This window comes from Pseudomonas sp. St316 (assembly GCF_018325905.1).
Classification (GTDB): Bacteria; Pseudomonadota; Gammaproteobacteria; order Pseudomonadales; family Pseudomonadaceae; genus Aquipseudomonas.
Genome location: NZ_AP021901.1, coordinates 1,957,165 through 1,979,977 on the forward strand (window position 1 = coordinate 1,957,165; position 22,813 = coordinate 1,979,977).

Genomic DNA, 22,813 nt, shown 5'->3' on the forward strand with positions numbered 1-22,813 from the left:
AAGAGGGTCACACAGTCACAGGATGGGTAATGTCGGGCTTGGGCTGTTCGGCCTTCTTTGCCGCCCGTGCGGCACGCACGGTGTGGAATAGCGACCAACTCAAGAAGCTGATGGTCAGCAAGCCGATAACACGAAAGACGTCATTGAATGCCAGCACATTGGCTTCACGGCTGGCTGCCTGGCTCAGTTGCGAGATGCCCTGGGCCTGACGTAGAACAGGGTCGGTCTGGGTCGCGCTGTAGATCTGGTTCTGGATCTGCAACCGCTGAGCCACCACAGGATTGGTCGGGTCGAGATGGCCATTGATCTGGCTCGAATGGAATTTTTCGCGCATCACCTGGAAAGAGCCGAAAGCAGCGGGGCCCGCCAACCCACCTATGCTTTGGGTGAGAGAGAACAGCACGGCAAAACTGACCATGTACTGCGGCCCGTTTTTCAAGGCGCTCATTACGCCAATCAGCATCAGCGGCCCCATGAACATCCCGGCTGCAAACGAGAGCAGTCCCTGGCTGAGGAACATATCGTGTGGACGCGTCAGATTGGTTGCGTCGGCGTCCATGAAGCTACCCAGGCCTATCAGGACGATGGACGTCAGGATCTGCGGAATCACCGCCTTCTGACTGAACGTCAGAGCGCTGGTGCACATACCTCCCAGCAAACCTGCAAGCATGACTGCATACAACGAATGCAGTTGGTCTGCGCCCATACCAAGTGTCTGTAGTAGTCCGACGGCGCCGAAGTTCTGTTCTGAGAGGATGAAGCGCAACATCATTGCGCCCATGGCGAAACGCAAAGTCTCCAATGATCCCAGCCAGCGAGTTTGCAGCAATGGGTTCTTGCGGTTGTACTCGATGATGAAGGCAGCGGTCAGCAAAATGACCGATGCGAGCAGCGCATACCCCATCCATAGCTGGCTGTTCCACCATTGCACGCGGCCCTGGGCCAGCACCGCAGCTATCAATGCCAGCCCCGGAGCAAGTAGCGCGAAGGTTACGAAGTCCAGCGATTCAAAGATTTTGATCCGCTCTCCCGGAGGCAGTTTGAGAACGACGACGGCGGCGAGACTGCACAGCGCCAGGCCTGCTTCAAAGACGTACAGTCGATGCCAGAACAGTGGTCCCTGGAATCCGCTCTCTATGGCTTAAATCGCCATTCATTAGGACTTGCTGAGGAGGGCGGGCTTCTGTGGGGTGTCGGTGGTTCCGTAGAAGGTTTATGCGGCGTCGACGGCCAAACGCCTTGCGTGCATCCCAAGGAAGGGCGGCACTTGTCCCGGAACGCAGAAATGACACGATGGCTGGCTCCTTGCTGGCCTTGGATGTGGTTCTCATTATAAATGACAACCAACCGTTGTGTGATGAACTGGTGAGCCGGCTGGAGGAGAAAATTCCAGCGATGGCGAAAGGCACGATTAATGCGGCCTATATCAATACGCTGGCGGCCGGACTCAGTGTGATGGAAGTCATGAATGGCGTGCTCGTTGATACAACGGCCGATGGTCAGCACAAGGTTATTCGAGTGGCCAAGCCCAAGCATAAGATAGCTTCGGGCAGGATTATCAAGGTGCGCCGCTTTTGATAACGAAAGATTGAGAGGGCCCGTATCTTCACGATGTCGCCGTGCAACACGCGGGAAGTCTGACACTTCGGCAAGTCCAGCCTTCCTGCTGAGCAGGATAACCGCCAAGCTCGCCGGTGCGTTGGGTCCGCTAATCAGTGCCTGGGCTCTCAGCTTAGCCAAGCCTGTTTGATGTGTCCGGCGTTCTCGCCGATCGTGTGAAGTGCCCCTCGGACGTTGGCGCCAATATCTGTTGTACTTTGGTTTTCTACCTTCAAGGTCAGTTCCATCACCGCAGCCTCCAGGGCTAGCTTATTTTGATATAGCCGCTCAAGAACATCAGAAAGTGAATATTCGCTGGGCATCGTTTTGGCTCCAATCGAGGACTCAAGAGCGTAGCAGCGGAAGGGGTGGAAACAAAGTGCGGTTGAATAAGCGAGCGGTAGGCGATGCTCGCGCTCTGCGTGATATAGCAAGGGCGCTGGTCGCGAAGGGTATCGATCCCCGCGATCAGCGGTGCCTTGAGCGCAATGCCAAGCTGTTGAACCGCAAAACACCTCCTGAGCGTCGTAATAGCGTTGATGTGCTGCAGATCCTCGGCCCTTGGGAGAGGGGCGCGGCACCACCCGAAGATGTTGCCGTCGTGCGCTGGGGTTCAAGCAATGCTGAATCGGGTTATGCCAACACCGTCGGTCTACCGTCGCCGGGCTTGAGAACGATCGCCCGTAACACATCTGAATGCTAACTTTGTGCCCATAGACTCACACCTCTACGCCATTGCACTGACCGATGGCACCGCGTGCTCCCTTAACCCTATCTATGCATCGGGATGAGTGGAGGGCCGGAGAGGTGCATTCTGCCGTCCAGGTTAGCCAGCCACAACCGCCGGCTTAGCCGAATCCGATTCGTGACCCCGGCCGAACGCCACCAAGGGTTGGACCGAAAGATCCTGGCGCGGCGTCATGTAGTGTACAAGCAGGCGAGGGAGAAAAATCCGGAGCGCTGGCCTGGCCAGACACGCAACTGGGAGCCGATAGGCACGGTGCTGCTGAACCCAGACCGGGAGCAGCCAGCTGAGAAAAGAGCTGCATAATTAGACGGTGACGCGACAACTACCTTGAAAAACGCCGGGAATGTGAGCGTGTCGTTAGCTTCCATGCCACAAAATGCTTAGCGTGCATGGGGCAGGTTTGGTTTCGCCACGAACATCATCGGTTTTGATCCGTCAGCTTTGACTGGCAATGAGTTATTTCCTAATCGTCTGAATATCGGTCTGATTCGCTATTTTCGGCATAGTGTCCATCTACGAATTTCTTGCGCACTGCAATTGAGCGGCTAATAGCTTGTAGGAACGAACCGCAAGAAGGGTTTATTTACCGCCTTAGTCAAAAATGCGATAAAAAATGTTCGAATTAGTGCTTTTGAGTACTCGCGTGTTGTCGTACGAAAGTGACTGTCGCGGGGGCTATAGGTGCTTCTTTGACGGATGACGCATCTTGCGTGGGTAACCTATTGTTTTGTAAATATTTTTTTTATATTTTTAGGGGAGCGCTGATAATGCGTTGTTTATTAAGCAACAAACTTGAAATGTTCATGTCTCTAGTCTAAGGTCAAGAAAAACTAGAGTAGAATAGTGCGGTGGAAAAGCGTGTTTTATACTTAATGCAAATTGGATGGCGCCGTTGTCGCATGGATAATTATAAAAAATTCGTCTCCAAATTCGTCTTGCTTTTCAGTCGTTTTGCCGTGCTTATGTGCATATTGCTATGCATTAGTTTTGTTACCTTGCAAGCTAAGGATTACGGTGGGATGGAGCAGCAGCGCATCAGCGAAGTGTTTGCAGGTAATGTAGATATTTCCGCGCCGGTGGATGAGTTTAAGGTGCGCGTCGTAAAGTCTGAAGGAAAAATCAAAGGTTACGTATTCCAAAGCCAAGATGTCGTAGATATACCCGCATATTCGGGTAAACCCATTAATATGCAGGTCATTCTTGACACTCAAGGCGTAATACTGGATGCATATGTATTGGAGCACCATGAACCAATTCTGTTAATCGGAATTCCAGTGGCGAAGCTCCACGCATTTGACGATAAATACAAGGGCATCAAAGCTGATCGACGGGTAGTCGTGGGTCGTTCCAGCGATCCAGAGACGGTGACAGTTGACGGGATCGCCGGAGCCACAGTAACCGCCATGGTGGTGAATGAAATCATCATGCGTGCGGCACATAAAGTGGCGGTGTCGTTGCAACTGATCGAGGACAACAGCGGCGTTAAGCAGAAACCTGCTGCCGTGCGTGAAGATTTTTTTAAGCCTGCCACCTGGGAGCAACTGACCGGCAACGGCGCAATCCGCCGGTTAAGCCTAACCCGCGGTCAAGTCGACGCTGCATTCAAGGGTACTGAGGCCGAGGGGGTTGACAATGCTCCGCCCGGACAGGAAGACGATACTTTCATAGAACTATACACCGCCGATCTGAACCCACCCGCCATTGGTCGAAACCTGCTGGGCGATAATCAATATCGCTTCTTGATGCAAGACCTCAAGCCAGGTGAGCACGCCATCGTAGTGCTAGGTCGTGGCCTCTATTCCTACAAGGGCTCCGGTTATGTGCGAGGAGGAATTTTCGATAGGGTGCAATTGCGTCAGTTCGGCAACATCATCAGCTTTCGCGACATGGACCATCAACGTTTGTCCGACGTGTTCGCAACGGGCATGCCCGAGTTCAATGAAATGTCCATTTTCATTGTTCGTGAGCCCGTCCGGTTCGATCCAGGATCGCCCTGGACCTTGGAATTGCTGGTGCGTCGCCAGACCGGCGCTGTCGGTGGTACCTTCAGCAGCTTCGAACTGCCTTACCAATTGCCAGAACAATACCTTTTGCGTCCGCCACCCACCGCTCAAGAGCTGGAGGCTATCGAGGTTGCCAATAGACCGACATGGGTCAATATCTGGTATCAGAAAGCCTTTCAGATCGGGGTTCTTTGCACGGCTCTGGCTGTATTGATGATTATCTTGTTCCTGCAAGATACCTTCACCAAGTACCCGCGTTTTCTCCACTGGTTGCGTCGGGCTTACCTGATGTTCACCGTCGTGTTCATCGGCTGGTATGCACTGGGGCAGATTTCTGTGGTTAATGTACTGACCTTCGCCCATGCTCTGTTCGATAACTTCCGTTGGGAATTGTTTCTTACCGACCCGATTGTGTTCATTCTTTGGACGTTCACCGCCGCCAGTATTCTGCTGTGGGGAAGAGGAGTTTTCTGTGGTTGGTTGTGTCCCTTCGGCGCGTTGCAAGAGTTGATCAACGAAGCCTCCCGCAAGCTGAAGATTCCCCAATATGAGCTGCCTTTTGCATTACATGAGCGCCTATGGGCGGTGAAGTACATCGTTTTGTTAGTGCTGTTCGGCATCTCGCTTGAGTCGATGACTACCGCCGAGCAATTTGCTGAGGTGGAGCCGTTCAAGACCGCCATCACCCTAAAGTTCGACCGCCAATGGTGGTTTGTGGCTTACGCAGGGGGGCTGCTGATCATCAACATTTTTACCCGCAAGATCTATTGCCGCTACGTCTGCCCGTTGGGCGCTGCATTGGCCATTCCTAGCAAGCTGCGTCTGTTCGACTGGCTTAAACGACGCAAGGAATGCGGCTCGCCCTGCCAACTATGCGCCAAGGAATGTGAAATCCAGGCGATTCACCCGGACGGTCATATCAACGTCAACGAGTGTCATTACTGTCTGGATTGCCAGATGACTTACCACAACGAAAACAAATGCCCGCCGTTGGTGCTCAAGAATAAGCGCAAGACGCGGGACAAACCGGCGCCGGTGCCAGAACACACTGAGTTGATTCCGGTGGTGCAGGTATTCAAGCCATGAATATCTAAGCTGGACGAAACATTGCGATTCTTGTTTTTTCACCCGCATCCAATGGAGCAGCAACCATGACTGACAACAAAACGAATGCTGATCATGAACCTAAGGAGGCAACGCAGGAATTTAAATCGCCCGGCCTTAGCCGTCGCGGTTTTCTCGGTACCAGTGCGCTTGCCAGCGCTTCGCTAGCCGGTGCATCGGCACTTGGCAGCGTGGTCTTCACCCGCGAATCCTGGGCGGCTGCGGCTAAGGATGCGCAGTCGAAAATTCACGTGGCGCCGGGTGAACTGGACCAGTATTACGGTTTCTGGAGCGGCGGCCATCAGGGCGAAGTGCGGATCATGGGGGTTCCATCGATGCGCGAGTTGTTACGCATACCGGTATTCAACGTCGACTCTGCCACCGGTTGGGGGCTGACCAACGAAAGCAAGCGGATACTGGGTGATAGCGCAAGATTCATGAATGGCGATTGCCACCATCCACACTTGTCCATGACTGACGGTAAGTACGACGGCAAGTACCTGTTCATCAATGACAAGGCCAACTCCCGGATCGCGCGCATTCGCCTAGACATTATGAAGTGCGACAAGATGCTTACTGTGCCCAACGTACAGGCGATCCATGGCCTACGGCTGCAAAAGGTGCCCCATACTCAGTATGTGTTCGCCAACGCTGAGTTCGTTATTCCGCATCCCAACGACGGTAGCACCTTCGACTTGCAGGATAAGAACAGCTTCACAATGTTCAACGCTGTCGATGCCGAGAAAATGGAGATGGCCTTCCAGGTGATCGTCGACGGCAACCTGGACAACACCGACGCTGACTACACCGGCAAATACGCCGCCAGCACCTGCTACAACTCCGAGAAGGCCTACGACCTGGGCGGTATGATGCGCAACGAGCGCGACTGGGTGGTGGTGTTCAACATCCCTCGCATCGAAGCGGCGATCAAGGCCGGCAAGTTCATCACCCTGGACGGTTCTAAGGTCCCTGTGGTGGATGGGCGCAAAAGCGACGGCAAGGATTCTGAATTTACCCGCTATATCCCTGTGCCGAAAAATCCTCATGGGCTCAATACCTCGCCTGACGGCAAATATTTCATCGCCAACGGCAAGCTCTCGCCTACATGCACAATCATTGCAACTGCCAAGCTCGACGATTTATTTGATGACAAGCTCAAAGACCCACGGGACGTGGTAGTCGGTGAGCCTGAACTGGGACTGGGGCCGTTGCACACCACCTTCGACGGCCGCGGTAACGCCTATACCACCTTGTTTATCGATAGCCAGGTAGTGAAATGGAACATGGAAGAGGCGATCCGCGCCTACAAGGGAGAGAAGGTCAACTACATTAAGCAAAAACTCGACGTGCAGTACCAACCCGGACATAACCACGCGTCGCTGACCGAAACCCGTGAGGCCGACGGCCAGTGGCTGGTGGTACTCAGCAAGTTTTCCAAGGATCGCTTTCTGTCGACCGGTCCGCTGCACCCGGAAAACGACCAGTTGATCGATATTTCCGGTGACGAGATGAAGCTGGTGCACGACGGCCCGGCCTTCGCTGAACCACATGACTGCGTCATGGCCCGTCGAGATCAGATCAAGACTAAAAAGATCTGGGACCGCAACGATCCGTTTTTTGCAGAAACCGTGGCTATCGCTGCGAAGGACGGAATTAAACTGGAGACTGATAACAAGGTTGTCCGAGAGGGCACGAAAGTTCGTGTCTATATGACTTCTATGGCCCCTGCCTATGGAATGCAAGAATTTACCGTAAAACAAGGCGATGAGGTTACTGTGACGATAACTAATATCGATAAGATTGAGGATGTCTCTCACGGCTTTGTCATGACTAATCATGGTGTAAGTATGGAGATTAGCCCGCAACAAACATCGTCGATAACTTTCATTGCTGACAAGCCCGGTCTGCATTGGTACTACTGCAGTTGGTTCTGTCATGCACTGCACATGGAAATGGTTGGGCGTATGAAAGTCGAGCGAGTTTAACGGCCCCCCGCGCTGCCAAGAAGGAAAATGCAGTGTCTAGGCATCTCTTGTTCAAGATGCGATGGGCGTTAACTCTATTTTCATTGATGTTAACGTCCCTCGCATATTCGTCGCCTCGGCCCATCACTGAATTGTTAATGCATGCAGAGGGCGCCAACCGCTGGAGACTTCCTTTAGGAGAATACAAAGGCCAATTTACTATTGAGCAATCTATGCAGATAGTTTGTGATAAAGGTGCGGTCTTTGACGCTGAAGGTGCTGGGAACGCGCTTTTTATCAGTGCGCCCGATGTGCGCGTCGAAGGCTGTACTTTGCTTAACTGGGGGCGCGATATGACAGCGATGAACGCTGCGATTTTCATCGGCCCTCAAGCGACAGGCGCGATGATACGCAACAATACAATGAACGGGCCGGGATTTGGTATATGGGTGGATAGGGCGCATGACGTTAGCCTGATTGACAACGATATTGAAGGCGACCCGAGCATTCGCTCCCAAGACCGCGGCAATGGGATTCATCTGTATGCCGTGCACGGCGCCAAGGTTATCGGTAATCACGTGCGACAGACCCGGGACGGGATCTACATCGATACCTCGAATGGCAACCTGCTGCAGGGCAATACTTTGGAAGACCTGCGCTATGGCGTGCACTACATGTACGCCAACGACAACCAGTTGCTGGGCAATACCACCCGCCGCACACGCACCGGTTATGCCTTGATGCAGAGCCGCAAGCTGACGGTGATTGGCAATCGCTCCGAGCAGGACGAAGGCTATGGCATCCTCATGAACTACATCACCTATTCCGAGCTGCGCGACAACTTCGTCAGCGACGTGCGCAGTGGTTCCGCCGATGGCGGTATGGTCAGCGGTGCCGAAGGCAAGGCGCTGTTCATCTACAACTCGCTGTTCAATGTCATCGAACACAACCACTTCGAGCGCAGTGCCGTGGGCATTCACCTCACCGCAGGCTCCGAAGACAACCGTATCGCCGACAACGCCTTCGTCGACAACCAGCAGCAGGTCAAATACGTTGCCACCCGCTTGCAGGAGTGGTCGGCCGACGGTCACGGCAATTACTGGAGTGATTACCTGGGCTGGGATCGCAATAACGATGCGATTGGCGACGTGATCTATGAGCCCAATGACAATGTGGACCGCCTGCTCTGGTTGTACCCGCAGGTCCGTCTGCTGATGAATAGCCCGAGCATTCAACTGCTGCGCTGGGTGCAGCAAAGTTTCCCGGTGACCAAGTCGCCAGGGGTCAAGGACAGCTATCCGTTGATGAATCTTCCGACCATGCCCCAGACACAGCAGCCGAACTTATGAACGCAGTCGACATTGAAGGGGTTAGCCAGCGCTACGGCAGCATGACCGTGCTGCACGATCTGACCCTGAGTCTGGGCGAAGGCGAGGTGCTGGGCTTGTTTGGCCACAACGGTGCGGGCAAGACCACGGTGATGAAATTGATCCTTGGCCTGCTCAAGGCCAGCGCCGGCCAGGTGCACGTACTGGGCTGCCGACCCGCACAAGCCGACGTGCGTCGCCAACTCGGTTACCTGCCGGAAAACGTGACGTTCTACCCACAACTCAGTGGTCGCGAGACCCTGCGCTATTTCGCCCGCCTCAAGGGCGCCGCGTTGACACAAGTGGACGAGCTACTGGAGCAGGTCGGTCTTGCCGGCGCCGCAGACCGTCGGGTGAAAACCTACTCCAAAGGCATGCGCCAGCGTCTAGGGCTGGCCCAGGCGGTTCTCGGTGAACCTCGCCTGTTGCTGTTGGACGAACCCACGGTGGGTCTTGACCCTATCGCCACCCAAGAACTTTACCTGTTGATCGACCGTCTGCGCCAACAGGGCGCGAGCATCATCCTCTGTTCCCATGTGTTGGCAGGTGTCGAAGTGCATATCAACCGTGCGGCCATCCTGGCCAATGGCTGCTTACAGGCGATCGGGAGTCTGTCCAGACTGCGAGAAGACGCCGACTTGCCGGCGCGAATCCGGGCCAGTGGTCTTTGCCGACGCGAGCAATGGTTGCAGCGCTGGAATGCCGCCGGGCACACCGCCACAGCGGTGGGCGGCAACGGGATCGAGGTGATGGCCGTCAATGGCTACAAAGTTGATCTACTGCGCCAGTTGTTCCACGAGGATCAACCGCAGGACATCGAGATACTGCAACCGTCCCTTGAGGACCTTTACGGCTATTACATGAGCCATGCAAGCGCCGCCACTGAAGGCACTCATTCATGACGCAGATTTGGAATATCGCCGCCAAGGAGTTCAGCGACGGCCTGCGTAACCGCTGGCTGCTGGCAATCAGTCTGTTGTTCGCCGTTCTGGCGGTGGGGATCGCCTGGCTTGGCGCGGCGGCCTCCGGGCAAGTGGGCTTTACCTCGATTCCGGCAACCATTGCCAGCCTCGCCAGCCTGGCGACGTTCCTGATGCCATTGATTGCGCTGCTGCTGGCCTACGATGCCATTGTCGGGGAGGAGGAGGGTGGCACGCTGATGCTGCTGCTGACCTACCCGCTGGGTCGTGGCCAGATCCTGTTGGGCAAGTTTGTCGGTCATGGCCTGATTCTGGCCTTGGCCACCCTGATTGGATTTGGTTGCGCCGCAGTGGCCATCGCCTTGCTGGTCGATGACGTCGAGTTGGGGCTGCTGCTCTGGGCGTTCGGTCGCTTCATGGTGTCTTCCACGCTACTGGGTTGGGTCTTCGTGGCGCTGGCTTATGTCTTGAGCAGCAAGGCCAGCGAGAAATCCAGCGCCGCCGGGATGGCATTGGGCGTGTGGTTTCTCTTCGTATTGGTATTCGACCTGGCACTGTTGGCGTTGCTCGTGCTCAGCAAGGGCCGGTTCAACCCGGACCTCTTACCGTGGCTTCTGCTGCTCAACCCCACCGATATCTATCGCCTGATCAATCTCTCTGGTTTCGAGGGCAGCGGTAATGCCATCGGTCTCATGGCATTGAGCAGTGATTTACCGGTGTCGATTTCGGTGCTCTGGCTCTGCTTGTTGCTCTGGGTCGGCGCTTTGCTGTTGCTGGCTTATTGGATGTTTCGCCGTCGGCTGACTTGATTCATTACGCTCGAGGCTATTGCGATGAACACTCTGTACCTGATCGGAACCCGTGCCCTGGTCATCATTATCTGTTTGGGGTTGGCGGCTTGTAATGATCGCGCAGAAGAAAAGCAAACCCTTGCGCCGGTGGCTTTCCATCAGAGCGACGAGTGTCATGTCTGCGGCATGGTGATCGCCGACTTCCCGGGCCCCAAGGGTGAAGTCGTGGCAAAAGGTTCAGTCAAGAAGTTCTGTTCCACCGCAGAAATGCTTGGATGGTGGCTTCAGCCAGAGAATCACCTCACTGAGGCGAAACTGTATGTGCACGACATGGGTAAAAGTGCCTGGGAGAAACCCGACGACCATTACTTGATTGATGCCACCCAAGCCTACTACGTCGTCGGGACCCGGCTCAAAGGTTCCATGGGCGTGGTCCTTGCGTCATTTTCCGAGGAGGCCGCCGCGCGCAAGCTGGCCAGCGAGCAGGGCGGCAGAGTATTGCGATTTGAAGACATCGATTTAACGCTTTTACAGCAAACGCCTGCGCTGTAACTGAGCCGCTTCCCTGAGTAGGGCTGTCTGAGGAACTTACCGAACCGACTCGCAGAAGAGAGCTGGACCCACTTCTGCGATTTTATTGGCGGTCGGATTGCGGTACCTTGCTTTAGCAAAAATTATTTGAGCGTCAAGATCCAGTCCGCCAACGTTTTCGCTTCTTCGTCTGTTACTTGGTTGGCCGGCATTGGCGCGGCGCCCCATTTTCCGGAGCTACCTTCCTTGATGCTTTTTACCAGGGTGGCCGAGGCATCAGCTTGTCCGGCATATTTAGCTGCGATCTCCTTATAACTAGGCCCGACTAGTCTCGCTTCGATCATGTGGCAGCCTACGCAGGGTTTGCTCTTGAACAGTGCTTCACCATCAACGGCTTGGGCTGGTTGAAGGTTCAGCAAAGTGCCGAAGATAAAAAGATGCATAAGTTTTTTCTTCATTTTTTATTTCCTCATCTGGGTGTGCTTTGCTAGTACCGCTTGTCAGTAATCTGTTCCGTTTTTTATCAATCAATACAGCATTCGCGCCGGTAAGCTTCGGATGCAGTGGAAAGTGTAGTTGAGGTTCCGAGATTTTCAAAAACTTCTGTCGGGATTTTCTGAGATATCGACTGCGGCATTCACTGAAGTATTTATGGTGTGATCGCTGCAATTGGTCGTTCAGATATGTGACATTTTAGCGAAACTCGATGTTCGGTACGATTTGTTAGTATTGTAAATGCCGCCCAAATTCACCATCCAGGATCTGGGCTTTTTCAGAAAAATATGCTTATAATTCAGTGGCTTGGATGCTAGCGTAACTCGAATTTCGCTTCGAATTTTGCGCTGAAAGTTCGGAGTTGTTCAAAAGGTTGTAATCAATGGCGTATGGTATAAATTCCAATTTTGCAGCTGTTTTTTATTTAAGGAGCTAAAATCCAGGCGAGCGCAGGGTGTTGAATTCAATGGCTGGTGTAATGACAGGAGTGATCAATTGCTGATAGGAGTTCTCCCATTGAACCCAACTGTTTTTTTTTTTTCACGCCATCTGAATTAACTGAAGGAGAAATGCATGGCGGTGGTATACGCTAGGCTCAATTAGCCGAGATGATCTATTGTTATTTTTCGAAGCCGATCTGGTGATTGCCACGCTGGTTTTCCTGGGTGCTGGATGGCGGACCGACTATCATGGTCGAAGACGGCAGGGGCCGCCATACGCCACGCCAGCACCTTACTGATGCGCGAAGCCAGCAGGAATAGTCTGCTATTGTTGATTTCCGATGGCAAACCTATGATATCGATCGATATGAGGGTCGTTATGGTGTAGAAGACATGCGCCAGGCAGTCACCGAAGCTGATTTGCAAGGCATCTATTCCTTCTGTTTGACTATCGACAGGCAAGCAGCAAACTATCCGCCTGCGGTATTTGGCGCGTCAATACGCCTTATTGCCCAGACCCGAGTTGTTGCCCGGCGTGTTGCTGAAGTGGATCAAAAGGCTGGTGATGGCTTGAGCTTCCACAATTCGCCTTCTCTTTGGAGAATCCTTTTATGCCTAGAGACAAGACCCCATCGTCGGTTGTTGCACAACAACTTCAGATGACGCTTTCGAGATGGGACGCTGAAGACACATCAAAAGCTTTTCCCACCCAAGGCACTCATGAGCTTCCCGAATTATCAAATACCGAGTTGGTTCACCTTCGTGTTCGTGTGATTGCTCTGGAAAATCTGGTTATCGCGTTGCTCGCCCAAGGGACGGATCAACAGCTTACGGTCGCCCGGGAAATGGCTGGCTACATTAGGCCTAGACCGGGTTTTACCCAGCACCCTTTGACGATTCATGCCGCATCCCAAATGGTCAACAGCGTCGACCGTGCAGTGAGATTTCGAAAGCTGTCGGAAATATGAGCACTGAGCGGCCTGGCCTGCGCGACAAAGCTTGCCCTGCATTCAAAGATTAGGTTTAGAAGTTATTGTGTGCGTCACCAATGGAATCAGGAAAGGCGCAGTCATGAAGTCATCTCCCCACTGACGGGAAACTCAGTCATGAGCCGAAAACCGCCTGCCATGAAAAACCTTGGCGGGCGTCTCTCGTTCACGCTGATACCAGTCGTTTGATCCAGTCCAGCAGCACCCTGGGTAGCAACTCGGGTCTGTGCAACAAGGCATATTGCCGCGAGCCGAATACCGCTGGCAGGTAGTTCGCCGCCTGGCGATCGATAGTCAAACAGAAGGGATAGATGCCTTGGAGCTTGGCTTCGGTTACGGCCTGACGCATGTCTTCGACGCCGTAGCGGCCTTCATACTGGTCAACATCGTTGGGCTTGCCATCGGAGATCAGCAATAAGAGACGGTGCGTGGCAGCTTCGCGCATCAGCAACGTGCTGGCGTGGCGCAGGGCGGCGCCGGCCCGGGTGTAGCGTTCCGGTTCGAGAGCCGCGATGCGCCGACCGACTTCAAGGCTGTAACGCTCATCGAAGGTTTTCAGAGTTCGGATCGTGACCCGCTGCGGCCCTTCGCCGGAAAACGCCATCACACTATAGGGCTCGCCCAGGCTCTCTAGCGCCAGGCAGACCAGCAGCAACGCTTCGCGCTCGACATCAATGACCCGACGATGGCAGGACAGCCAGCTGTCGGTGGAGCCGCTGACGTCGATCAGCAACATGATCGCCATGTTGCGACGGCCACGACGCTGGGTCAGATACACCGCTTGCGGCATGCTCAGGCCAGCGCGGGCCTCGGCGCAAGCGTCGATATACGCTTCCAGATCGATTTCGTCGCCGTCCCATTGTTTGCGTAGCCTGACGCGTTGGGCCCGCAGACTTTCGAATTGCCGACGGATGGCATCCAGCACCGGACGATGAGCATCAAGGGTTCGCTCAACCCATTGCTGCGGACCTTCCCGAACAGGACTCAGTTGCAGGGTCGCCCCCGGATCACGGTACACCTGGTGGTGATAATCCCACTCGGGATAGCTGATCGTGTGGGTTGCGAGGTCCTGTGCACGGTGCTGAAATCGGGTCCGTGGCGGGTCGAGGGACAGCAGCACTTCTTTCGGGCGACCTGCCGTCACCACCAGCCGGGCTTCGTTGAGTTCGGACAAAGACTCAGCGAAATCAGCCGCAGGGGTATCGGTATCCCGGTCGGTCGGGCGCTGCATGCCCATGGGGTCTTCGGCTTTTTCCAGCGGTTCGGCGGGTTGCACCATCCATAGGCCTTGTTCCTGATCGTCCTCATCGGCACAGGCCTCGCGCGCAGTGGGCTGACGTGTGAGGCGGGCACTGCGTGGCAGGGCATCGTCGGTGTCGATTTCACCGGGCGAGGGCGACACTTCCTCACCGGCCGACGGTTCGCGCAGGTCGCCGGTCCAGGCATCAAGGAGAAGCCTGTCTGCGCCGAGCCCGTGAGATTCTTCGCAGAGGAGGAGACGTTGCGCGAGTGCTTCTGACAGTTGCAGCGAATCGGCGGTGTGGGTGGGGGGCGCCAACTCTTCCAGAGGCGCGCCGCATTCACTGTTCAGCAGTAAACGCAGGAAGTTTTCCAGGGGGTGTCGCTGGCTGGGAAAGGCGTGAAGCGGTGGGCGGGTCGCCAGGGCATGCTGGCGCAAGTCATGGATCGAGGGCGCCAATCCCGGCAACAGGCGTATCAAATCCGCATCAGCCGCCCAAGCTTCGAGAAGTAGATAGACGCTGCGCTGCATCGGGTTGTCGAGGGCTGACAGGGCATTGGCGCTGCCTCGTTGGGCGCGCATCGCCTGTTGCAAGGCCAGGGCTCTATAGCACTCCAGGGTGAGCGGATTCTCGCTGCTTCCCAAATCCTGCGGTAGCCATATAGTCACGCCATCGGTCGCTGGGACGGCGCTTTGCTGACACGGCTTTTCGTGACGCACAAAAAGCTTCTTCAGCAGCGTAGGGGGCGAGGGCGGTTGCGCGACGCGCAGCGAATAGTGGGTGTTGAACACTGCCTTGATCAGCAAGTCGAGGTGTTGTGCGACATCCCCGAGGGTGACGATTTTTTCAGTTTCCGAGGGGGGGCGGTGACGACGCCACAACGCCTGTGCATACACCGTCGCGTGGCGTGCAACATCGGTAATGAGGTCCTCGGCTTCGGCCATTTAGATAAATGTCAGGTCGACGAGGTCGCGCATGGCAGCGACCAGTACCGCGTCGTCGGACAGCGGCGAGATCAATGCGACCCGACAGGCGATGGGCGCAGCAATGCCGCTGGTAATCAGTCGCGCAGTGGCAATCAACAGACGGGTACTGGGGACTTCCGCCAGGCCCCGGTCCTGCAGGGCGCGTAGTCGCTGGGCGAGGGTGACCAGCGCGTGGGCGATGGCGTAGTCGGTTCCACCTTCATGGATGACAATGGCGATTTCGCGCTCGGCCGGCGGGAAATCGAAATCCAGCGCCACAAAGCGCTGTCGAGTGCTCGGCTTCAAATCCTTGAGTATTCGTTGGTAGCCGGGGTTGTAGGACACCACCAATTGAAAGTGTGGCGAGGCTTCAACGATTTCGCCAATTTTGTCCAGGGGCAGAATGCGTCGGTGGTCGGTCAGCGGGTGCAGGACGACAATGGTGTCTTGCCGCGCTTCGACCACCTCATCCAAGTAACAGATAGCGCCTTCGCGCACCGCCCGGGTCAGCGGGCCTTCCGTCCAATGGGTACCTTGGTGACCGATCAGGAAACGCCCGACCAGGTCGCTGGCACTCAAGTCGTCATGGCAGGAAATAGTGATCAGCGGGCGCTTGAGACGCCAGGCCATGTGTTCGACAAAACGGGTCTTGCCACACCCGGTGGGTCCTTTGAGCATGACAGCCAGCTGCTGTGCATGGCATTGATCGAAGATCGCCACCTCGTCGCCGCTGGGCTGGTAATAGGGTTCAGCTTGCGGCGATGCGGGTTCTGCGGCCGACAGGTTCTGCTGCATTCGTGAACGATCAATCACAACGCTGCGCCCGACGCACGAGGCACCAGAACCGGATCGGATTCATCGACATTGAATTGCGGCGCATGGCGGAAAAAATCGAAGATAAACAGCCCGACACCCAGGCTGAACATCGACGCCGTCGCCACCAGCATCAGGAAATGCACCTGAATCTTCAACTGCACATCCAGATAGCCCATGCCAAGAATGCGTTCCAGGTACACCTGAGCAATGCCCGCAGTGGCAAATGACAGGGTCATGCCGAACATCCCTCCCAACTGCAGCCAAAATGCCCAATAACCGATACTGCTTTCTTCCACGGGACGACGGGTCATGCCTGGAAGTGCGTAGGTGATCATCGCCAGGACTATCATGGCATAGGCCCCATAGAAGGCCGCATGGCCGTGCATTGCGGTAATCAGGGTGCCATGGGTCCATTTGTTGACGTCGGGGAAGGTATGAGCCAGACCGAGGAGGCCAGCGCCAAACATGGTGAACAGGGCGCTGCCCATGGTCCAGTGCAAGGCCAGTTTATTGGGATGAGAGAGGCCGGAGCGGCGCATTGCGTTGTAAGCGTAGATCGCCATACCGACCAGCGCCATAGGCTCAAGTGCACTGAAGAAACCGCCCAATGGAAGCCAGTAATGGGGGACGCCGATCCAGTAATAATGGTGGGCGGTGCCAAGGATACCGGCAATGAACACCAGGCCGACAATCACGTACAGCCACTTCTCCATGACCTCGCGATCAGCACCGGACAGTCTGATCAGCAGATAGGCCAGAAAGCCGCCCTGGATCATTTCCCAGACACCTTCGACCCACAGGTGAATCGTCCACCAGCGGTAGTAGATCGATACCACGTAGTTTTCATAGTGCAGCAGCGCCGGCAGATAAAGCACGGCGGCACTGGCCAGCCCCAACAAAAGAACGCCTTCGGTGGCAGTGAAGCGCCCGGCTTTCTTGATGGTCATGCCGATGTTGTAGAGAAACATCAGCATGCAGATCACGATCACGATCTTGTGCGGCAGCGGTTGTTCGAGCAATTTGTTCCCGGTGCCATAACCGAACAGATAGCCCAGCACGGCGGTGACGCCCATGGCCGTCCACAACCCGAGCTGGATATACGCCAGTTTGGTGCTGTGCAACTCGCCACGGGACTCGTCCGGCACCATCCAGTAGGTTGCCCCCATGAACCCGGTCAGCACCCAGACGATCAACAGATTGGTGTGTATCGCCTTGGTGACATCAAAGGGCAACACGTCCAGCAGGGGATCCGGTCCGAGGTATTTAGCCGCCGAGAGCAAGCCGAATACCAGTTGCAGACCGAATAGCGCCATGGCGACGGCGAAGTACCAGTAAGCGACGGATTGAGATCTGTAACGCATGGTCATCCCCTTTGATTACTGGAACGACGCCAGATAGGCGACCAGTTGATCGATCTGTTCGGGCGTTAGCGATTTGGCGAAGGTGTCCGGCATGAAAGACATGCCATTGGCGGAATACATGTCGCCCGGATGCAGGTACGCGCTTGGCGTGACGATGGATTCGCGGATGAAGCCTTCGACGTCCTTGGCCTTGCCCTTGTAGTCAGGCGAGGCAATGACCTGTTTGGCCCGAGCAGCCAACCCGGCCAGTGTCGGTCCGGCGAGATTGACTCCCGGTGCAATCGAATGACAAGCGCTGCACACCGGTGTGGCCGTGGTTCGAAACAGCGCCTCGCCCAGGGCGATCGGGTCTTCCTTGTCGGACACCGGGCGTGCGGCGGGTGGCTGGTTGCCACCGGCGACATTCTGTTGCGCAACGGTGAGGTCCATGCCGGGAATCGACGTGCCGGTCACCAGGATCGGCCGCGGCGGCCAGCCTTGATTGTCGACCTTGCTCACCCAATCCATAAAGGCGATCAACGCCGCGATTTCTTCGTCGTTGAGTTTTAGGTTCGGCATCAACCGGCGATGACGTTGCTCGTCATAAAACTTTGAGGGGTCTTTGAGGAACGCGGTGAGATAGGGGGTGCCGCGCTGCTGGGTGATTTTCGTAAGGTCCGGAGCGTAATACGCGCCTTCACCAAACAACGTATGGCAATTGATGCAATTGTATTCATGCCATACATCCTTGCCGCGAGTGACTTCTGGCGTGATCTGTTGAGCGTTGGTCAATTTTGGAAACTGCCGGTGACTATCAACCGTCATGCCAAGAAACACAATGGCGGCGATGGCCGTCGATATCAGCGCGAACGAGCGTGTCTGGCGTTTGTTCATTGCGAACTCCCTAGACGCCGATACCCGTCCAATAGGTGATGCCGATAACGCTGGCATAAACGACCGCGCTGGCCATCAGCACGAGCACGGCATAGCTGACTATCTTCAAAGCTTTTTGCACGGCTGCATCCCGAGTAGAAAGTGCAGTTGGAAAGTTCTTGGAAAAGCGCTCTGCCGGTTGGGTATTATTAACGATACCAAGCGCTGCATATTTGAGTGTGGTGGTTCAAGTTGTGAGAATGAATGATCTTGAGGGTAGTAGGCTTTGCATGGCTGTCAAGAAATTCTATGAAATTTTAACAAGTCGTAGTGACGGATACATAGAAGAAATTGAAATAATCAGGTGAAGCAAATGATCAGCATATCTCTATTGAGGGCGGAGGCGCATGGCATTCAGTCATGGTCAACCGTAAGCTCGATGGCTTCATGATATTTTGAGATCGGTATTTCGTCTCTTTTCATGATCCGGGATTCAAATTTCCGATCTAGATAGAGTCGATCGAGTAATCAAGGGCGGCGCAGCTCGAAAAAGTCCGAACGGTGGGAATCCATTTAGGAATCTGATCAAACATCGAATCGTTAATGATAGATATCAAAAACGACTTAAAAAGGCCCACAAGCGGGCCTAAAAAGGGGGGCTATTAGTCGCATGAAACTGTTCCGGCTTCTTACTCCTCAACTGCCACCAGTCGCGCACCTTTACGCGTGACCTGCTGCCCGACTTCAAATCTGGCATTGGGTGAGCGCACTGTACTAGTCTCACCTTGTGTGTTTTTTACTTGATAAGCGGTTTCAGATTTACCAATCCCTGTTTGCACCGCACTGCCTGCGAAAAAACCGCCAGCTGCGCCGACTAATGCACCAATCGGCCCCCCTACCGCGCCAACCATCATTCCGGTCAAGGCGCCGAAACCCTTGCCGGCAGTTGTGTCGGGGACTTCACGGATTATCTGGTCTGCCAGGCATAGCGGAGACAGTAGAGTACACAGGGTAAAACTGAGCGCGATTGAACGAGTCATGACATTGTCCCTTTGGGGTTTGCGTTAAGTTCAATACTCAATACACAAAACGGGCCAAGAATTTTATTCAACAATATCAATTAGTTAAGTATTTGAATGGTCATTACGACCTAGTCCGGAAAGGGTCATAATGACAAAACAATAGTCAATATGACTTCTCGACTGGTGGCTTATTCGGCGCCAGCTTACGGGACAGACGGTGAAGCGCCGCTAATAGACAATCCACCTCCTGAGAAGGTGCGACGCATCGGCGCGGGCAACAAGGGAGCAGCAGTAGAACTGCAATCATGGCGGCTACCGAGATTCCAGAGTTGTCGGGTGCCGAATCAGTCTGCCTTCAAAGCCGAGCTCTTGCCTTGGAAAAAGCTAGTAATCAAAGAGAGGGTAGTCCGCTACGATTCTGCGATGACAACGCCACCAGACGGCCTCCCACATAGGATCGCATCGCTGGTCCTGACTGAGTTCTTGCAAACGCAAAAAAGCCTGTTCAAATTCTTCGGACGATGCATGGTCGCCATAGTTATGAAAACGTTATCTGATCCAGAGTCCATTAGTGTGGGCGCGGTTCGGATATGTAAGTTGCTGCAACTTGAATATTGCCTCGGTCCAACAATACCAAAAGTGCTAACTATGACAATGAACATCGGGGGGTTGGCGCGGAAATTTCGGTCATGGTCAATAAATAATTTATTCAAATCTGTATTTTAGACGAAAGGCGATAAAATCAGGCATGAATACCTGTCAGGAGAGGTTTTCGTGCAATGACGAAAAATATATCGACCTGTTGGAAGATGACTATTTATCTACTGGATAATCTCTTAAATAAATATTGAACCACGGGTGCTGATAATTGGCTTGACCCGTTTATAGAATATGATTGCTATTTTCGTGAGTAAGGGGGAGTGTTGATCACATAATTCAGTTAAGAGCGATTGAGCATAACCGTTACTCGACGGGTGTTTTTTCAGAGGTCGATCGCTCAGCGAACCCATGCGTGCTTCCAAACTCCCAATGCCCGGTGTCCGGCGGCCATTTCACTATGGGCTGATTATTTTGTTGTGCTTGGTGTTCGATGGTTTTTTCGGATTACAGGCGAAGGACTATGGCGGGTTCGAGCAGCAGCGTGTAGAAACCATATTTCCCGGTAGCGATGGACTTTCCGAGCCTGACGGCGAGTTTAAGGTTCGCACCATGCGCACCGGCAAAGAGGTGCTCGGTTACGTGTTTCAGAGTCAGAACGTGGTAGATATTCCGGCTTACTCGGGCAACCGATCAACATGCAGGTCATCCTCGATACCCACGGCGTCATCCAGGATGCCTACGTGCTGGAGCACCATGAGCCGATTTTGCTGATCGGCATTCCCGTGGAAAAGCTTCATGCCTTCGATGCCAAATACAAAGGGGTCAAGGCCGACCGAAGGGTGGTCGTTGGCCGGTCCCGTGTGGTTAATTGCCGCCCGTGGATAATTAACTGATGCTTGCTAAGTGTGTCGTGTTCGCAACTCCCGGGGTTGAGCGCTGATTATTTATCTTCATGGCTCTTCCTTTAAGTTGTGTTGTGTAAGTCGCTAAAATATATTGAATTAAAATAGGGCGTGGAGGGTATGCTGGACGTCAGCAAAGCCCTGTGTACGCTCGGCACTATATCCGCGGTGATTGAATTAAAATAGCTTCTCGAAAGAAAGAAAACATCATTGAGGTATGGCTTTGCTGAAATGATTGATGTTCTGACGATGAGGAGCTCGGAGTCAATCGTATCACCACCCACCTGCCACCCTATTCCTCCCGTAGGATTGAGGGCCCTGGTCATTTGGGGTTAAAAAGGGAGCAGCAGGGGGTAGGCAATGGCATTAAGATGACCTAGGAAGAGAAAACCCGAAACCAATACCGCGTTGATCGACCACGCCACTGTGAGGAAACGAGCGATCTGACCCCAGATGGGGTCACGGACATTATCCGCATTGCGCCATACAGCATTGAGCATGCAAGCGGCGTAGGCCACGAAACCCAGCAGCATCAGACCAAACAGGGAGGGGGCAACCTTGTTGAAGGCGACCAGGATCAGGCCAAATAGTACATTGCTGAGCACTACGCCGTAGAGCCAGAACACCACCCACAACGCAGTGCTACCCTGCGAGTTTAACCTGTGCTGAAGCTTACTCATCACGTCTCCCTGGCCAGCTAGTGACCCGATTTTCCCTACAAGCCCGTGCAGACTTCACCCGGATGATGCCGACGTAATGGACGTCGTGCATGGTTTCAGTCTAGCGGGCTTTTCGGACATGTCCCGACCGAGTGCGGCTAGTTCGACTAACCTTGCTACCTTTTCCAGATTCACTTGGACGGGTTTATGGAGTAAACGATGGACGAGAAATCACTACCTGATTGGGATCCGAGGTCAGAAGCTGTGTTAAAGGATCAGACGACAGCCTACGACGACATGCGCCGCCGTTGCCCGGTCGCATACAGTCAATATGGCTATACGTCCTTGTTCAGGCATGAGGATGTGCTGCGCGTACTTAAGGATCATGAATCCTTCAGTAATGCGGTCTCGCGTTTTCCCTCTGTTCCCAATGGCATGGATCCGCCCGAGCATACGGTGTACCGGAACCTCATCGAGCCTTATTTCAGCCCGGAGCATATGGATGCTTTTGCCCCGGTGTGCCGGGATATAGCTGTTCGTTTGGTGCGGGCGTTACCGGATGAAGGCCCTTCGGAACTGATAGGGGAATTTGCTCAAATCTTTGCGTTGCGGATCCAGTGTGCCTGGCTGGGCTGGCCGGCTGATCTTCATGAACCGCTGCGCCTGTGGACACTGAAGAATCACGCGGCCACGCTGGCCAGAGACGACGCTGACCTGGCCGCCGTGGCCCTCGAGTTTGACGGTTATATCAAGGATTTGCTGGAGGTGCGCCGTACGGCCGGCGCTGCTGCGCCGAATGACATCACGACCATCTTGCTACGCGATCAGTCCTTGGGAAGGACTCTGACAGACGATGAAATCGTCAGCATTTTACGCAACTGGACGGTCGGCGAACTCGGAACCATTTCCGCTTCAGTCGGCATTCTCGCGCATTATTTGGCCATCAACTCCGAATGGCAGCAGCAATTACGCGAACAACCCGCTCTGCTACCTGCCGCCATCGATGAAATACTGCGTATTCATGCACCGCTGATTATGAACCGTCGGGTGACTACGAAACAGGTCATGCTGGGCGGGCGCACGCAGGCAAAGGGGGCGCGTATCGCCCTCAACTGGGCGTCGGCCAATCGGGACGAAGCGGTTTTTGGAGATCCCGATGAAATGCGCCTCGATCGCGATCCCGAGCTGAACCTGCTCTATGGTGCCGGCATTCATGTCTGCCCCGGTGCACCGCTTGCAAGACTGGAACTACGGATCGTGATGGAAGAGCTGCTGGGCCGCACCAGTCGGATTGCACTAGCGATGGATAAGGAACCAGTGAACGCGTTTTTCCCTGCTAGCGGGTTTTCTTCTCTACCCCTGCGGATTCAAAAACCGTCTTCCCAAGCTTTGGGAGCCTGCCTGCCCCCCGAGATCCCATGATCTCCAGACAGTCCTTTAATGC

18 protein-coding genes and 4 pseudogenes are annotated in these 22,813 nt (G+C 54.5%); 12 read left to right on the forward strand and 10 right to left on the reverse strand.

All coding sequences use genetic code 11. The features are described 5' to 3' along the window. Positions 1-7: 7 nt before the first annotated feature. Positions 8-949, reverse strand: a complete 942-nt coding sequence (locus KI237_RS08845) for an MFS transporter (RefSeq protein WP_014338844.1) — start codon at positions 947-949, stop codon at positions 8-10. A gap of 344 nt (positions 950-1,293) precedes the next feature. Between KI237_RS08845 and KI237_RS08850 the strand changes: the two genes are divergently transcribed. After that, positions 1,294-1,578 (forward strand): hypothetical protein, encoded by a 285-nt coding sequence (locus KI237_RS08850; RefSeq protein ID WP_013692858.1) that lies wholly within the window; start codon positions 1,294-1,296, stop codon positions 1,576-1,578. A gap of 149 nt (positions 1,579-1,727) precedes the next feature. Here the strand turns inward: KI237_RS08850 and KI237_RS08855 are convergent, their stop codons facing one another. Further along, the gene (locus KI237_RS08855; RefSeq protein WP_013692859.1) at positions 1,728-1,922 is read right to left on the reverse strand and encodes a hypothetical protein; all 195 of its coding nucleotides are present in this window, start codon (positions 1,920-1,922) and stop codon (positions 1,728-1,730) included. A 521-nt stretch (positions 1,923-2,443) separates the two neighbouring features. On the opposite strand from KI237_RS08855, the pseudogene KI237_RS08860 reads away from it, so the two are divergent. The 7 genes and pseudogenes from KI237_RS08860 to KI237_RS08890 all read left to right on the forward strand — a co-directional run. Beyond that, positions 2,444-2,650, forward strand: a pseudogene (locus KI237_RS08860) (IS3 family transposase); the annotation flags it as partial. A 659-nt stretch (positions 2,651-3,309) separates the two neighbouring features. After that, entirely contained in the window at positions 3,310-5,436 is a 2,127-nt protein-coding gene (gene nosR, locus KI237_RS08865; RefSeq protein ID WP_371918414.1) for a transcriptional regulator NosR, read from the forward strand. 65 nt (positions 5,437-5,501) lie between these two features. Then, entirely contained in the window at positions 5,502-7,439 is a 1,938-nt protein-coding gene (gene nosZ / locus KI237_RS08870; protein ID WP_013692874.1) for a TAT-dependent nitrous-oxide reductase, read from the forward strand. A gap of 56 nt (positions 7,440-7,495) precedes the next feature. Further along, positions 7,496-8,767 (forward strand): nitrous oxide reductase family maturation protein NosD, encoded by a 1,272-nt coding sequence (locus KI237_RS08875; RefSeq protein WP_102617442.1) that lies wholly within the window; start codon positions 7,496-7,498, stop codon positions 8,765-8,767. Continuing rightward, positions 8,764-9,687 (forward strand): ABC transporter ATP-binding protein, encoded by a 924-nt coding sequence (locus KI237_RS08880; protein ID WP_014338849.1) that lies wholly within the window; start codon positions 8,764-8,766, stop codon positions 9,685-9,687. The genes KI237_RS08875 and KI237_RS08880 overlap by 4 nt, the downstream gene beginning before the upstream one ends. Continuing rightward, positions 9,684-10,514: an ABC transporter permease gene (locus tag KI237_RS08885; protein ID WP_014338850.1), complete on the forward strand. Its 831-nt coding sequence runs from the start codon at positions 9,684-9,686 to the stop codon at positions 10,512-10,514. The genes KI237_RS08880 and KI237_RS08885 overlap by 4 nt, the downstream gene beginning before the upstream one ends. 24 nt (positions 10,515-10,538) lie before the next feature. Continuing rightward, positions 10,539-11,048: a nitrous oxide reductase accessory protein NosL gene (locus KI237_RS08890; protein ID WP_014338851.1), complete on the forward strand. Its 510-nt coding sequence runs from the start codon at positions 10,539-10,541 to the stop codon at positions 11,046-11,048. A gap of 122 nt (positions 11,049-11,170) precedes the next feature. Here the strand turns inward: KI237_RS08890 and KI237_RS08895 are convergent, their stop codons facing one another. After that, on the reverse strand, positions 11,171-11,485 hold the full coding sequence (locus KI237_RS08895; RefSeq protein ID WP_041475993.1) for a c-type cytochrome: 315 nt from the start codon (positions 11,483-11,485) through the stop codon (positions 11,171-11,173). Between the two features lie 739 nt (positions 11,486-12,224). On the opposite strand from KI237_RS08895, the pseudogene KI237_RS30365 reads away from it, so the two are divergent. After that, positions 12,225-12,536, forward strand: a pseudogene (locus KI237_RS30365) (nitric oxide reductase activation protein NorD); the annotation flags it as partial. 37 nt (positions 12,537-12,573) lie between these two features. After that, complete coding sequence (locus tag KI237_RS08905) at positions 12,574-12,930, forward strand: hypothetical protein (RefSeq protein ID WP_047296634.1); 357 nt, start codon at positions 12,574-12,576, stop codon at positions 12,928-12,930. Positions 12,931-13,117: 187 nt separating this feature from the next. On the opposite strand, the gene KI237_RS08910 is transcribed toward KI237_RS08905, so the two are convergent. The 6 genes and pseudogenes from KI237_RS08910 to KI237_RS30370 all read right to left on the reverse strand — a co-directional run. Next, a complete protein-coding gene (locus KI237_RS08910; protein ID WP_102617429.1) occupies positions 13,118-15,136 on the reverse strand; it encodes a nitric oxide reductase activation protein NorD in 2,019 nt (672 codons plus the stop codon). Beyond that, a complete protein-coding gene (locus tag KI237_RS08915) occupies positions 15,137-15,952 on the reverse strand; it encodes a CbbQ/NirQ/NorQ/GpvN family protein (protein WP_094989999.1) in 816 nt (271 codons plus the stop codon). A gap of 14 nt (positions 15,953-15,966) precedes the next feature. After that, complete coding sequence (locus tag KI237_RS08920; RefSeq protein WP_102617428.1) at positions 15,967-17,334, reverse strand: cbb3-type cytochrome c oxidase subunit I; 1,368 nt, start codon at positions 17,332-17,334, stop codon at positions 15,967-15,969. A gap of 15 nt (positions 17,335-17,349) precedes the next feature. Then, on the reverse strand, positions 17,350-18,207 hold the full coding sequence (locus KI237_RS08925) for a c-type cytochrome (RefSeq protein WP_025214367.1): 858 nt from the start codon (positions 18,205-18,207) through the stop codon (positions 17,350-17,352). Between the two features lie 668 nt (positions 18,208-18,875). Beyond that, positions 18,876-19,226: a hypothetical protein gene (locus KI237_RS08930; RefSeq protein WP_034114485.1), complete on the reverse strand. Its 351-nt coding sequence runs from the start codon at positions 19,224-19,226 to the stop codon at positions 18,876-18,878. A 366-nt stretch (positions 19,227-19,592) separates the two neighbouring features. Further along, a pseudogene (locus KI237_RS30370) lies at positions 19,593-19,742 on the reverse strand (DUF488 family protein); the annotation flags it as partial. 495 nt (positions 19,743-20,237) lie between these two features. Between KI237_RS30370 and KI237_RS30375 the strand changes: the two are divergent. Next, positions 20,238-20,665, forward strand: a pseudogene (locus KI237_RS30375) (regulatory protein NosR); the annotation flags it as partial. Positions 20,666-21,042: 377 nt separating this feature from the next. On the opposite strand, the gene KI237_RS08945 reads toward KI237_RS30375, so the two are convergent. Further along, complete coding sequence (locus KI237_RS08945) at positions 21,043-21,390, reverse strand: hypothetical protein (RefSeq protein WP_034114482.1); 348 nt, start codon at positions 21,388-21,390, stop codon at positions 21,043-21,045. 198 nt (positions 21,391-21,588) lie between these two features. Here KI237_RS08945 and KI237_RS08950 point away from each other — a divergent pair, with 198 nt between their 5' ends. After that, positions 21,589-22,791: a cytochrome P450 gene (locus tag KI237_RS08950; RefSeq protein WP_014338858.1), complete on the forward strand. Its 1,203-nt coding sequence runs from the start codon at positions 21,589-21,591 to the stop codon at positions 22,789-22,791. Positions 22,792-22,813: the final 22 nt, after the last annotated feature.